Source organism: Pseudomonas sp. 22490 (assembly GCF_052044465.1).
GTDB classification, from domain to species: domain Bacteria; phylum Pseudomonadota; class Gammaproteobacteria; order Pseudomonadales; family Pseudomonadaceae; genus Pseudomonas; species Pseudomonas aeruginosa.
On sequence record NZ_JBQENS010000001.1, the window covers coordinates 390,235 to 403,302 of the forward strand.

12 protein-coding genes and 2 tRNA genes are annotated in these 13,068 nt (G+C 62.5%); all 14 read left to right on the forward strand.

Annotated features, from left to right (window positions below; genetic code table 11):
• Positions 1-4: 4 nt before the first annotated feature.
• The 14 genes from folP to ACTJJX_RS01785 all read left to right on the forward strand — a co-directional run bounded on the left by folP (position 5) and on the right by ACTJJX_RS01785 (position 13,020).
• Positions 5-856: a dihydropteroate synthase gene (gene folP, locus ACTJJX_RS01720; protein ID WP_003121077.1), complete on the forward strand. Its 852-nt coding sequence runs from the start codon at positions 5-7 to the stop codon at positions 854-856.
• A 16-nt stretch (positions 857-872) separates the two neighbouring features.
• Positions 873-2,210 carry a phosphoglucosamine mutase gene (gene glmM / locus ACTJJX_RS01725; RefSeq protein WP_003116076.1) on the forward strand — a complete coding sequence of 446 codons (1,338 nt, stop codon included), beginning with the start codon at positions 873-875 and terminating at the stop codon, positions 2,208-2,210.
• 65 nt (positions 2,211-2,275) lie between these two features.
• Positions 2,276-3,031: a triose-phosphate isomerase gene (tpiA, locus tag ACTJJX_RS01730; RefSeq protein ID WP_003100513.1), complete on the forward strand. Its 756-nt coding sequence runs from the start codon at positions 2,276-2,278 to the stop codon at positions 3,029-3,031.
• Between the two features lie 2 nt (positions 3,032-3,033).
• On the forward strand, positions 3,034-3,423 hold the full coding sequence (secG, locus tag ACTJJX_RS01735; protein WP_003095194.1) for a preprotein translocase subunit SecG: 390 nt from the start codon (positions 3,034-3,036) through the stop codon (positions 3,421-3,423).
• Between the two features lie 13 nt (positions 3,424-3,436).
• Positions 3,437-3,522, forward strand: a tRNA-Leu gene (locus ACTJJX_RS01740).
• Between the two features lie 90 nt (positions 3,523-3,612).
• Positions 3,613-3,689: transfer RNA gene (locus ACTJJX_RS01745), tRNA-Met, on the forward strand.
• 126 nt (positions 3,690-3,815) lie between these two features.
• Positions 3,816-4,274 (forward strand): ribosome maturation factor RimP, encoded by a 459-nt coding sequence (gene rimP, locus ACTJJX_RS01750; protein WP_003095193.1) that lies wholly within the window; start codon positions 3,816-3,818, stop codon positions 4,272-4,274.
• A gap of 44 nt (positions 4,275-4,318) precedes the next feature.
• Entirely contained in the window at positions 4,319-5,800 is a 1,482-nt protein-coding gene (gene nusA, locus ACTJJX_RS01755; RefSeq protein WP_003095192.1) for a transcription termination factor NusA, read from the forward strand.
• 27 nt (positions 5,801-5,827) lie between these two features.
• Positions 5,828-8,350 (forward strand): translation initiation factor IF-2, encoded by a 2,523-nt coding sequence (gene infB, locus ACTJJX_RS01760; protein WP_003113908.1) that lies wholly within the window; start codon positions 5,828-5,830, stop codon positions 8,348-8,350.
• Between the two features lie 102 nt (positions 8,351-8,452).
• A complete protein-coding gene (gene rbfA, locus ACTJJX_RS01765) occupies positions 8,453-8,842 on the forward strand; it encodes a 30S ribosome-binding factor RbfA (protein ID WP_003095188.1) in 390 nt (129 codons plus the stop codon).
• Positions 8,843-8,844: 2 nt separating this feature from the next.
• Complete coding sequence (truB, locus tag ACTJJX_RS01770; RefSeq protein ID WP_003100522.1) at positions 8,845-9,759, forward strand: tRNA pseudouridine(55) synthase TruB; 915 nt, start codon at positions 8,845-8,847, stop codon at positions 9,757-9,759.
• A gap of 95 nt (positions 9,760-9,854) precedes the next feature.
• Complete coding sequence (rpsO, locus tag ACTJJX_RS01775) at positions 9,855-10,124, forward strand: 30S ribosomal protein S15 (RefSeq protein ID WP_003095184.1); 270 nt, start codon at positions 9,855-9,857, stop codon at positions 10,122-10,124.
• 173 nt (positions 10,125-10,297) lie between these two features.
• On the forward strand, positions 10,298-12,403 hold the full coding sequence (gene pnp, locus ACTJJX_RS01780; protein ID WP_003095181.1) for a polyribonucleotide nucleotidyltransferase: 2,106 nt from the start codon (positions 10,298-10,300) through the stop codon (positions 12,401-12,403).
• Between the two features lie 272 nt (positions 12,404-12,675).
• The gene (locus ACTJJX_RS01785; RefSeq protein WP_003095177.1) at positions 12,676-13,020 is read left to right on the forward strand and encodes a BON domain-containing protein; all 345 of its coding nucleotides are present in this window, start codon (positions 12,676-12,678) and stop codon (positions 13,018-13,020) included.
• Positions 13,021-13,068: the final 48 nt, after the last annotated feature.

A 13,068-nucleotide genomic window follows, 5' to 3' on the forward strand; every position in this document is an offset into this window, starting at 1 on the left:
CTGAATGAGCAATCCGCAATACCCGACCCGACTGCCTTGCGGCAGTCGGGTTCTTGATTTGGCCCGCCCACATGTCATGGGCATCCTCAATGTCACCCCCGATTCCTTTTCCGATGGCGGCCGTTACGACCGGCTGGACGATGCCCTGCGGCATGCCGAGCGCATGGTGCGGGAAGGCGCAACGCTCATCGACGTCGGCGGCGAGTCGACCCGTCCCGGTGCGCGCAGCGTTTCTCCGACGGAGGAGCTGGAGCGGGTCGCTCCGGTAGTCGAACGCATCGCTCGCGAGCTGGACGTCGTGATTTCGGTGGATACCTCCACGCCCGCGGTCATGCGCGAAACTGCGCGTCTCGGAGCGGGTCTGATCAACGACGTCCGTTCGCTGCAGCGCGACGGTGCGCTGGATGCTGCGGTGGATAGCGGCCTGGCGGTCTGCCTCATGCACATGCGTGGAGAACCGCAGACCATGCAGGATGCGCCTGCCTACCAGGATGTGGTGGCGGAAGTCGGCGCGTTCCTGCAGGAGCGTGTGAATGCCTGCGTGGCGGCCGGAATCGACCGCGAGCGGCTGTTGCTGGATCCGGGTTTCGGTTTTGCCAAGACACTGGAGCACAACTTGGTGCTGTTCAGGCATCTGCAGGCACTCCATGGCCTGGGCTTGCCGTTGTTGGTCGGCGTTTCGCGCAAGAGCATGATCGGCAAGGTACTGGGGCGGGAGGTGGACGAACGCCTCTACGGCAGCCTAGCTCTGGCGGCCCTGGCGCTGGCCAAGGGCGCACGGATAATTCGAGTGCATGACGTGGCGGCGACCGTCGACGTGATGCGAATGATCTCCGCCGTTGAAATGGCGGATTGAGCACGGAAGACAAAAGATGAGCAGAAAATACTTCGGGACTGACGGTATCCGTGGTCGTGTTGGCGAGTTTCCGATTACTCCGGACTTCGTTCTCAAGCTGGGCTGGGCGGTGGGCATGGCCTTCCGCCGGCAGGGCAACTGCCGGGTCCTGATCGGCAAGGACACGCGCAGCTCGGGTTACATGTTCGAGTCGGCCTTCGAGGCGGGGCTCTCCGCTTCCGGCGCCGATACCCTGTTGCTGGGACCGATGCCTACCCCCGGCATCGCCTACCTGACGCGGACTTTCCACGCCGAGGCCGGGGTGGTGATCAGCGCTTCGCACAATCCCCACGACGACAACGGCATCAAGTTCTTCTCCGGGCAGGGGACCAAGCTGCCGGACGACGTCGAGCTGATGATCGAGGAACTGCTCGATGCGCCGATGACCGTGGTGGAGTCCGCCCGTCTCGGCAAGGTTTCGCGGATCAATGACGCGGCGGGGCGCTACATCGAATTCTGTAAGAGCAGCGTGCCGACCAGCACCGACTTCAACGGTCTCAAGGTCGTGCTCGACTGCGCCAACGGCGCTACCTACAAGATCGCTCCCAGCGTCTTCCGGGAACTGGGCGCGGAAGTGACGGTGCTGGCGGCCAGCCCGAATGGCCTGAACATCAACGACAAGTGCGGTTCCACTCACCTGGATGGCCTGCAGGCTGCGGTGGTCGAGCACCATGCCGACCTCGGCATCGCCTTCGACGGCGACGGCGACCGGGTGATGATGGTCGACCATACCGGTGCGGTCGTGGATGGCGACGAACTGCTTTTCCTCATCGCGCGCGACCTGCAGGAAAGCGGGCGCCTGCAAGGCGGTGTGGTCGGCACCCTGATGAGCAACCTCGGCCTGGAGCTGGCTTTGCAGGAACTGCATATCCCGTTCGTGCGGGCGAAGGTCGGCGATCGCTATGTGATGGCCGAACTGCTGGCTCGGAACTGGATGCTGGGAGGGGAGAATTCGGGACATATCGTCTGCTGCCAGAACACCACGACGGGCGATGCCATCATCGCGGCGCTACAGGTGCTGATGGCGCTCAAGCATCGCGGCCAGACCCTGGCCGAGGCGCGCCAGGGGATTCGCAAGTGCCCCCAGGTGCTGATCAATGTGCGCTTCAAGGGCGAAAGCGATCCGCTCGAGCACCCCTCGGTGAAGGAGGCCAGCGTCCGCGTCACCGAGCAAATGGGCGGGCGCGGTCGTGTCCTGCTGCGCAAATCCGGCACGGAGCCGTTGGTCCGGGTGATGGTCGAGGGCGACGAGGAAGCTAGCGTTCGTGCCCACGCCGAACAGCTGGCAAAAATTGTTTCTGAGGTATGTGCTTGATTTTGCTTGCCAGTCTGGAAACTGTTGAGTAACATCTGCGCCCACTTTGCCCCGCGAGGTACAGCATGCGTCGACCCTTGGTGGCCGGTAACTGGAAAATGCACGGTACTCATTCCAGTGTGGCCGAGTTGATCAAAGGCTTGCGTCAGCTGGCGTTGCCGAGCGGAGTCGATGTAGCTGTGATGCCGCCTTGCTTGTTCATCAGCCAGGTCATCCAGGGCCTGGCCGGCAAGGCGATCGATGTAGGTGCGCAGAACAGCGCCGTCGAGCCGATGCAAGGCGCGCTGACCGGTGAGACTGCTCCCAGTCAGTTGGCGGATGTCGGTTGTAGCATGGTCCTTGTAGGCCACTCGGAGCGTCGCCTGATTCTCGGCGAGAGTGACGAGGTTGTGAGTCGCAAGTTTGCCGCGGCTCAGTCGTGCGGCCTGGTGCCGGTGCTGTGTGTCGGGGAGACCCGGGCGGAGCGCGAGGCGGGCAAGACGCTGGAGGTTGTCGCAAGGCAGCTGGGAAGCGTGATCGACGAGTTGGGTGTTGGAGCTTTTGCTCGCGCAGTCGTGGCTTACGAGCCGGTCTGGGCGATCGGGACCGGGTTGACCGCGTCCCCCGCGCAAGCCCAGGAAGTGCACGCGGCGATCCGCGCGCAACTGGCAGCGGAAAATGCCGAGGTCGCAAAAGGTGTGCGACTCCTTTACGGCGGCAGTGTAAAGGCGGCAAGTGCAGCCGAGTTGTTCGGCATGCCAGATATCGATGGGGGGCTGGTAGGTGGAGCCTCCCTCAATGCGGATGAGTTCGGCGCGATCTGTCGTGCCGCGGGAAGCTGAAGATGCTGGAAAAGGTCGTAATTGTCGTGCATCTGCTGATGGCATTGGGTCTTGTTGGCCTGATCCTCGTTCAGCATGGCAAGGGTGCGGATGCAGGGGCTTCTTTCGGTGCAGGTGCTTCGGCAACTGTTTTCGGAAGCCAAGGTTCCGCTACCTTTTTGAGTCGGATTACTGGTATACTGGCAGCGGTTTTTTTCTTGACCAGCCTTGGCTTAGCGTACTTCGCTAAAGAAAAGTCTGATGCTCTGCAACACATCGGACTGCCGGATCCGGCAGTTCTGGAGCAGAAGCAAGAGAAAGCACCGGCCGCTGACGATGTGCCGGTTCTTCAGGAGCAGTCCAAGCCTGCGGAAAGTGCAGGCGATGTACCGGCGGCTCCTGAACAGAAGTAAGAGAAAGGTTTCTGCCGAGGTGGTGGAATTGGTAGACACGCTACCTTGAGGTGGTAGTGGCCATAGGCTGTAGGGGTTCGAGTCCCCTCCTCGGTACCATATAAGCAAGCCCCGTCCTGCGGGGTTTGTCTCCGCAAGGTTCGGTTGACCCATCAGGGTGTCGGTCGTATAATCTTGCACCAGCTTTGACGCGGGGTGGAGCAGTCTGGTAGCTCGTCGGGCTCATAACCCGAAGGTCGTTGGTTCAAATCCAGCCCCCGCAACCAGTTTTTCAGGGCCCCTTTTTAGGGGCTTTTTGTTAGCTGGACAGTCCATGCCACGGTTCCGAGTGGCAATTTAGGGATGGGCGTTTCGCCCATTTTTTGTTTCTACGACATACGCGAGGCGATCAGGTGTCGAGCAAGCTAGAACAGTTGCAGGCCTTGCTGGCCCCTGTGGTCGAGGCGCTCGGCTATGAGTGCTGGGGCGTCGAGTTCATTTCCCAGGGTCGTCATTCGGTGTTGCGCGTCTATATCGACCGCCCCGAAGGCATCCTCATCGATGACTGTGAAGCCGTCAGTCGGCAGGTCAGCGGTATTCTCGACGTCGAAGACCCGATCAGCGGCGAGTACACCCTGGAGGTGTCCTCTCCGGGCATGGATCGGCCGCTGTTCACCCTCGAACAGTTCGCCAAGCATGCCGGCGAGCAAGTGAAGATCAGGCTGCGTTCGCCCTATGAGGGGCGGCGTAACTACCAAGGCATTCTCCGTGGTGTGGAGGAGCAGGATGTGGTGGTCCTGGTGGACGATCACGAGTACCTGCTGCCGATCGATTCGATCGACAAGGCCAACATCATTCCCCGTTTTGATTGAGACGCGAATCCGCGGATCCAATGGATTGAAAGGCGAGGCGTACAATGAGCAAAGAAGTACTGCTGGTTGTTGAGTCGGTATCCAACGAAAAGGGCGTACCGGCCGGCGTGATTTTCGAGGCGCTGGAGCTGGCTCTGGCGACCGCCACCAAGAAACGTTTCGAGGACGAGGTCGACCTGCGCGTCGAGATCAATCGTCATAACGGCAGCTACGAGACTTTCCGTCGTTGGCACGTCGTCGCCGACGAGGACTACCAGGACCCCGCCACCGAGATCACCGTCGAGGACGTCCAGGAGCAGAAGCCGGGCGCGAAGGTCGGCGAGGTCATCGAAGAAAAGATCGAATCCATCGAGTTCGGCCGCATCGCTGCGCAGACTGCCAAGCAGGTCATCGTGCAGAAGGTCCGCGAGGCCGAGCGCGCCCAGGTGGTCGATGCCTACCGCGAGAAGGTCGGCGAGATCATTTCCGGTACCGTGAAGAAGGTCACCCGCGACAACGTCATCGTCGATCTCGGCAACAACGCCGAGGCGCTGCTGGCCCGCGACCAGATCATTCCGCGCGAGACCTTCCGCGTTGGCACCCGCGTGCGTGCCCTGCTGAAGGAGATCCGTACCGAGAACCGCGGTCCTCAGCTGGTCCTGTCGCGTACCGCGCCGGAAATGCTGATCGAGCTGTTCCGCATCGAAGTACCGGAAATTGCCGAGCAGTTGATCGACGTGATGGCCGCCGCCCGTGACCCGGGCTCGCGCGCCAAGATCGCCGTTCGTTCCAAGGACAAGCGCATCGACCCGCAGGGCGCCTGCATCGGCATGCGCGGTTCGCGCGTCCAGGCGGTATCCGGCGAGATCGGTGGAGAGCGGGTGGACATCGTCCTGTGGGACGACAACCCGGCGCAATTCGTGATCAACGCCATGGCTCCGGCCGAGGTGGCGGCGATCATCGTCGACGAGGATACCCATACCATGGATATCGCCGTCGCCGAGGACAATCTGGCGCAGGCTATCGGCCGCAGTGGCCAGAACGTCCGTCTGGCCAGCCAGTTGACCGGCTGGACCCTGAATGTGATGACCGAGGCGGATATCCAGGCCAAGCAACAGGCCGAGACCGGGGATATCCTGCAGCGCTTCGTCGACGAGCTGGATGTCGACGAGGAACTGGCCCAGGTACTGGTGGAAGAGGGCTTCACGACTCTTGAGGAAATCGCCTACGTACCGATGGAAGAGATGCTCAGCATCGATGGCTTCGACGAAGACATCGTCAACGAGCTGCGCTCCCGTGCCAAGGATCGCCTGCTGACCAAGGCCATTGCGACCGAAGAGAAGCTCGCCGACGCACAACCGGCAGAAGACCTGCTCAGCCTCGATGGCATGAGCAAGGAGCTGGCCCTGGACCTGGCGCTGCGTGGCGTAACCACCCGTGAAGATCTGGCCGAGCAATCGATCGACGATCTGCTCGACATCGACGGCATGGACGAAGAGCGTGCCGGCAAGTTGATCATGGCCGCCCGGGCCCATTGGTTCGAGTAAGCAGTCGCGGCCTGAGGAGAGAAGTGCATGACGCAAGTCACGGTGAAAGAACTGGCCCAGGTGGTCGACACACCGGTGGAGCGCCTGCTGCTGCAGATGCGTGACGCAGGTCTGCCGCACACCAGTGCCGAACAAGTTGTAACGGATAGCGAGAAGCAAGCCCTGCTGACCCACCTGAAAGGCAGCCATGGCGATCGCGCCAGCGAGCCGCGCAAGATCACCCTGCAACGCAAGACCACTACCACGCTGAAAGTGGGTGGCAGCAAGACGGTGAGCGTCGAAGTTCGCAAGAAGAAAACCTATGTCAAGCGCAGCCCCGACGAGATCGAGGCCGAGCGCCAGCGCGAACTCGAGGAGCAGCGCGCGGCGGAAGAGGCGGAGCGTCTGAAGGCCGAAGAGGCCGCTGCCCGCCAGCGTGCCGAAGAGGAAGCGCGCAAGGCCGAGGAAGCTGCGCGTGCCAAGGCTGCCCAGGAAGCAGCGGCTACTGCCGGTGCCGAGCCTGCCGTGGTGGCGGATGTCGCGGTTGCCGAACCAGTGGCCAAGCCTGCCGCCGTGGAAGAGCGCAAGAAGGAAGAGCCGCGCCGCGTGCCCAAGCGTGACGAGGACGATGACCGCCGCGACCGCAAGCACACCCAGCACCGTCCCTCGGTCAAGGAGAAGGAAAAGGTTCCTGCTCCGCGCGTGGCTCCACGCAGCACCGACGAGGAAAGCGATGGTTACCGTCGCGGCGGTCGTGGTGGCAAGTCGAAGCTGAAGAAGCGCAACCAGCACGGGTTCCAGAACCCGACAGGACCGATCGTGCGTGAAGTGAACATCGGTGAGACCATCACCGTAGCCGAGTTGGCCGCCCAGATGTCGGTCAAGGGTGCCGAAGTCGTCAAGTTCATGTTCAAGATGGGCTCCCCGGTGACCATCAACCAGGTCCTGGACCAGGAGACCGCCCAACTGGTCGCCGAAGAGCTGGGCCACAAGGTCAAGCTGGTCAGCGAGAACGCGCTGGAAGAACAACTGGCCGAGTCCCTGAAGTTCGAAGGCGAGGCAGTCACCCGCGCGCCGGTCGTCACCGTCATGGGCCACGTCGACCACGGCAAGACCTCGCTGCTCGACTACATCCGTCGCGCCAAGGTCGCCGCGGGCGAGGCCGGCGGCATCACCCAGCATATCGGTGCCTACCACGTCGAAACCGAGCGTGGCATGGTGACCTTCCTGGATACCCCCGGCCACGCCGCGTTCACCGCGATGCGTGCCCGTGGCGCCCAGGCGACCGACATCGTGATCCTGGTGGTCGCGGCCGACGACGGCGTCATGCCGCAGACCCAGGAAGCCGTGCAGCACGCGAAAGCGGCGGGCGTGCCGATCGTGGTCGCGGTGAACAAGATCGACAAGCCCGAGGCCAACCCGGACAACATCAAGAACGGCCTGGCCGCTCTCGACGTGATCCCGGAAGAGTGGGGCGGCGACGCTCCCTTCGTCCCGGTTTCGGCGAAGCTCGGTACTGGCGTCGATGAACTGCTCGAAGCGGTCCTGCTGCAGGCAGAAGTGCTCGAACTGAAAGCCACTCCGTCGGCCCCGGGCCGTGGCGTGGTGGTCGAGTCGCGCCTGGACAAGGGACGCGGCCCGGTGGCCACCGTGCTGGTCCAGGACGGTACCCTGCGCCAGGGCGACATGGTGCTGGTCGGCATCAACTACGGTCGTGTCCGCGCCATGCTCGACGAGAACGGCAAGCCGATCAAGGAAGCCGGCCCGTCGATCCCGGTCGAGATCCTCGGCCTGGACGGTACGCCGGATGCCGGTGACGAGATGACCGTGGTCGCCGACGAGAAGAAGGCCCGCGAAGTCGCCCTGTTCCGTCAAGGCAAGTTCCGTGAGGTGAAACTGGCGCGTGCCCATGCCGGCAAGCTGGAAAACATCTTCGAGAACATGGGCCAGGAAGAGAAGAAGACCCTGAACATCGTCCTCAAGGCCGATGTGCGCGGTTCGCTCGAGGCTCTGCAAGGCTCGCTCAGCGGCCTGGGCAACGACGAAGTGCAGGTCCGCGTGGTCGGTGGCGGCGTCGGTGGCATCACCGAGTCCGACGCCAACCTGGCGCTGGCTTCCAACGCGGTGCTGTTCGGCTTCAACGTGCGCGCCGACGCCGGCGCGCGCAAGATCGTCGAAGCCGAAGGTCTGGATATGCGTTACTACAACGTGATCTACGACATCATCGAGGACGTCAAGAAGGCCCTGACCGGCATGCTCGGCAGCGATCTGCGGGAGAACATCCTGGGCATCGCCGAGGTGCGCGACGTGTTCCGCTCGCCGAAGTTCGGCGCGATCGCCGGCTGCATGGTCACCGAGGGCATGGTGCACCGCAACCGTCCGATCCGCGTGCTGCGCGACGACGTGGTCATCTTCGAAGGCGAGCTGGAGTCTCTCCGTCGCTTCAAAGACGACGTCGCCGAAGTGCGTGCCGGCATGGAGTGCGGCATCGGCGTGAAGAGCTACAACGACGTCAAGGTCGGCGACAAGATCGAAGTGTTCGAGAAGGTCGAAGTCGCACGCAGCCTTTGATGGCGAGTGCGTAACCACAGCGCCCGGGCCGGCTTCCAGCTGTCCCGGGCGTTTGTCGCTTTTTTTTCCAGTGACCGGGTGTCGCTGGAGGCAGGTTGAAAAATGGCAAAAGACTACAGCCGTACCCAGCGTATCGGCGATCAGATGCAACGCGAACTGGCTCAACTGATCCAGCGCGAGATCAAGGACCCGCGCCTGGGCCTGGTCACCATCACCGGTGTCGAGGTCAGCCGCGACGTGGCGCACGCCAAGGTGTTCATCACCGTCATGGGCCAGGACGATGCCGGCAAGATCGCCCTGAACATGGAAATCCTCAACGACGCCGCCGGCTACCTGCGCATGCTGCTGGGCAAGTCGATGAAGCTGCGCAGCGTGCCGCAACTGCATTTCCACTACGACGAAAGCATCCGCCGCGGCGCCGAGCTGTCGGCGCTGATCGAGCGTGCGGTGGCCGAAGACGGCCGCCGCCACGGCGACGAGACCGAGGACTGAGCGTGGCCCAGGTGAAGCGTATCCGCCGCTCCATCAGCGGCATCCTGGTGCTCGACAAGCCGCGCGGCATGAGTTCCAACCAGGCACTGCAGAAAGTCCGCTGGCTGCTCAATGCCGAGAAGGCCGGCCACACCGGCAGCCTCGACCCGCTGGCCACCGGGGTGCTGCCGCTGTGCTTCGGCGAGGCGACCAAGTTCTCCCAGTATCTTCTCGATGCCGACAAGGGTTACGAGACGGTGATGCGCATGGGCATCACCACCACCACCGGCGACGCCGAGGGCGAACTGCTCGCCGAGCGGGACGTGACCGTCGGTCGGGACGATCTCGAACAGGCCCTGCCGCGCTTCCGTGGCGACATAGAGCAGGTGCCGCCGATGTACTCGGCGCTGAAGAAAGACGGACAGCCGCTGTACAAGCTCGCCCGTGCAGGAGAGGTAGTGGAGCGCGAGGCGCGTTCTGTTACTATTACGCGCCTGGATTTGCTCTCCTTCGAGCCGCCCTGTGCGACCCTGGCCGTTTCCTGCAGCAAAGGCACCTACGTGCGTACGCTGGTGGAAGATCTCGGCCAGGTCCTGGGCTGCGGCGCGCACGTCGCGGCACTGCGGCGGACCCAGGCCGGGCCGTTCGCCCTGGCCCAGGCGATCACCCTCGAGACGCTCGAACGCGTGCATGCCGAAGGTGGTCCGGAAGCGCTGGACCAATTCCTGATGCCGGAAGACAGCGGCCTGTTGCATTGGCCGGTGTTGCAGTTGTCCGAGCACAGTGCGTACTACTGGCTGCACGGGCAGCCGGTGCGGGCCCCGGAAGCGCCGAAGTTCGGCTGGTTGCGGGTGCAGGATCACACAGGTCGTTTCATCGGTATCGGTGAAGTGACCGACGACGGGCGTATCGCCCCGCGTCGACTGATTCGGTCATAAGACCGATACGAGGGTGGCTGTCAGCAGGCACGGTCATTCCTCCTTTTAAAACACGGGAAGCGATTCCCGGCCTGTTCACTCAGAGGAAGCCCATCATGGCACTGAGCGTTGAAGAAAAAGCGCAGATCGTTAACGAATACAAGCAAGCTGAAGGCGACACCGGTTCCCCGGAAGTGCAGGTAGCCCTGCTGTCCGCCAACATCAACAAGCTGCAGGATCACTTCAAGGCCAACGGCAAGGATCACCATTCCCGCCGTGGTCTGATCCGTATGGTTAACCAGCGCCGTAAGCTGCTGGACTACCTGAAGGGCAAAGACGTGTCTCGCTACACTGCCCTGATCGGCCGTCTGGGTCTGCGTCGCTAAGCGACGCCGGTCGGCAGCTTGAAGCAAGGAGCTGGAAGTCTGGCGTCGATACCCGCACACGAGGCGGGTATCGGCGTCGGGCTTCCAGCTTCGCGCTTTCTAGGAATCGATTCGGGTCCGACTCCCGGCATTCCACCGATTTCCCCCAAGGCAACATAGAAGGTAAAGACACCGTGAACCCGGTAACCAAGCAATTCCAGTTCGGTCAGTCGACCGTCACTCTCGAGACCGGCCGTATCGCTCGCCAGGCCACCGGCGCCGTACTGGTCACCATGGACGACGTCAGCGTGCTGGTCACCGTGGTCGGCGCCAAGTCGCCGGCCGAAGGCCGCGACTTCTTCCCGCTGTCCGTGCACTACCAGGAAAAGACCTACGCCGCAGGCCGTATCCCCGGTGGTTTCTTCAAGCGTGAAGGACGTCCTTCCGAGAAGGAAACCCTGACCTCGCGCCTGATCGACCGTCCGATCCGTCCGCTGTTCCCCGAAGGTTTCATGAATGAAGTGCAGGTCGTCTGCACCGTCGTTTCCACCAACAAGAAGTCCGATCCGGACATCGCCGCGATGATCGGCACCTCCGCCGCCCTGGCGATCTCCGGCATTCCGTTCGCCGGCCCGATCGGCGCCGCCCGCGTTGGTTTCCACCCGGAAATCGGCTACATCCTCAACCCCACCTACGAGCAACTGCAGAGTTCCAGCCTCGACATGGTCGTGGCCGGTACCGAAGACGCCGTGCTGATGGTGGAGTCCGAGGCCGACGAACTGACCGAAGACCAGATGCTCGGTGCCGTGCTGTTCGCCCACGACGAGTTCCAGGCGGTGATCCGTGCCGTCAAGGAGCTGGCCGCCGAAGCTGGCAAGCCGGCCTGGGACTGGAAAGCCCCGGCGGAAAACACCGTGCTGGTCAACGCCATCAAGGCAGAGCTGGGCGAAGCGATCTCCCAGGCCTATACCATCACCATCAAGCAGGACCGCTACAACCGTCTGGGCGAGCTGCGCGACCAGGCCGTGGCCCTGTTCGCCGGCGAGGAAGAGGGCAAGTTCCCGGCTTCCGAGGTCAAGGACGTATTCGGCCTGCTGGAATACCGCACCGTTCGCGAGAACATCGTCAACGGCAAGCCGCGTATCGACGGTCGTGACACCCGTACCGTGCGTCCGCTGCGCATCGAAGTCGGCGTGCTCGGCAAGACCCACGGTTCCGCGCTGTTCACCCGTGGCGAAACCCAGGCCCTGGTCGTCGCGACCCTCGGCACCGCGCGTGATGCCCAGCTGCTGGATACCCTGGAAGGCGAGCGCAAGGACGCCTTCATGCTGCACTACAACTTCCCGCCGTTCTCGGTAGGCGAGTGCGGCCGCATGGGCAGCCCGGGTCGTCGTGAAATCGGCCATGGCCGTCTGGCCCGTCGTGGCGTCGCCGCCATGCTGCCGACCCAGGACGAGTTCCCCTACACCATTCGCGTGGTTTCCGAGATCACCGAGTCCAACGGTTCCAGCTCGATGGCCTCCGTGTGCGGCGCCTCCCTGGCGCTGATGGATGCCGGTGTGCCGGTCAAGGCGCCGGTCGCCGGTATCGCCATGGGCCTGGTCAAGGAAGGCGAGAAGTTCGCCGTCCTGACCGACATCCTCGGTGACGAAGACCACCTGGGCGACATGGACTTCAAGGTTGCCGGTACCGACAAGGGCGTCACCGCCCTGCAGATGGACATCAAGATCAACGGTATCACCGAAGAGATCATGGAGATCGCCCTGGGCCAGGCCCTGGAAGCTCGCCTGAACATCCTCGGCCAGATGAACCAGGTCATCGCCAAGCCTCGCGCCGAGCTGTCTGAGAACGCCCCGACCATGCTGCAGATGAAGATCGACTCGGACAAGATCCGCGACGTCATCGGCAAGGGCGGCGCGACCATCCGTGGTATCTGCGAAGAGACCAAGGCCTCGATCGACATCGAGGACGATGGCAGCGTGAAGATCTACGGCGAAACCAAGGAAGCCGCCGAGGCCGCCAAGCTGCGCGTCCTGGCGATCACCGCGGAAGCCGAGATCGGCAAGATCTACGTCGGCAAGGTGGAGCGCATCGTCGACTTCGGTGCCTTCGTCAACATCCTGCCGGGCAAGGACGGCCTGGTGCACATCTCGCAGATCAGCGACAAGCGCATCGACAAGGTCACCGACGTGCTGCAGGAAGGCCAGGAAGTGAAGGTTCTGGTGCTCGACGTGGACAACCGTGGCCGCATCAAGCTGTCGATCAAGGACGTGGCTGCCGCCGAAGCTTCCGGCGTGTAAGTCGAGTCGTGATCGATGAAAACAGGGCCCTCGGGCCCTGTTTTCGTTTCCGCGACACGCTTCTCGGCGAAGGGGGCGAATCCTTGCATTTTGCAAGCCCTGTCATCGCCAATTCGGCATTCTGCAACCGTCTCGCTTCCGACCTGTTTTTTAACCTATTGTTTTTAAAGGATTTTATTTTAGAGGAAAACTGGCACAGCGCTTGCGATATCTACTATGCAACTGACGCCAGGAATGGCTGCAGTTTTTCGAAATCCATAGGAGAAACCGCAATGAAATTCAGCAAACTCGCTATTGCCGCTGCTACTGCCACTGCTCTGAGCTTCTCGATGGCCAATGCGTTCGCTGCCCAACCCATCAGCCTGGCGGCCAACGACACTATGCAGAAAACCGAAGAAGCGGTTTCCGATACCTGGATCACCAGCAAGGTGAAATCCAGCCTGATCGCCAACAAGAATGTCAGTGGCGTCGATATCAAGGTCGAGACCAACAAAGGTGTGGTTTCCCTTTCCGGCAACGTGAAGAGCGATGCCGAGCGTGACCTGGCGATCGAGACCGCCAAGGGCATCAAGGGCGTGAAAGCCGTTTCCGCCGATGGCCTGAAATCGGTCGAGTAAGCGCCCGGGCCGAACGATCCCTTTTCCCTCGTCACCAGGAGGAAGACC

Coding starts and splice junctions, on each gene's coding strand:
- rbfA (WP_003095188.1), top strand. CDS start 8,453: ATGGCAAAAGACTACAGCCGTACCCAGCGTATCGGCGATCAGATGCAA.
- folP (WP_003121077.1), top strand. CDS start 5: ATGAGCAATCCGCAATACCCGACCCGACTGCCTTGCGGCAGTCGGGTT.
- tpiA (WP_003100513.1), top strand. CDS start 2,276: ATGCGTCGACCCTTGGTGGCCGGTAACTGGAAAATGCACGGTACTCAT.
- infB (WP_003113908.1), top strand. CDS start 5,828: ATGACGCAAGTCACGGTGAAAGAACTGGCCCAGGTGGTCGACACACCG.
- glmM (WP_003116076.1), top strand. CDS start 873: ATGAGCAGAAAATACTTCGGGACTGACGGTATCCGTGGTCGTGTTGGC.
- rpsO (WP_003095184.1), top strand. CDS start 9,855: ATGGCACTGAGCGTTGAAGAAAAAGCGCAGATCGTTAACGAATACAAG.
- secG (WP_003095194.1), top strand. CDS start 3,034: ATGCTGGAAAAGGTCGTAATTGTCGTGCATCTGCTGATGGCATTGGGT.
- nusA (WP_003095192.1), top strand. CDS start 4,319: ATGAGCAAAGAAGTACTGCTGGTTGTTGAGTCGGTATCCAACGAAAAG.
- ACTJJX_RS01785 (WP_003095177.1), top strand. CDS start 12,676: ATGAAATTCAGCAAACTCGCTATTGCCGCTGCTACTGCCACTGCTCTG.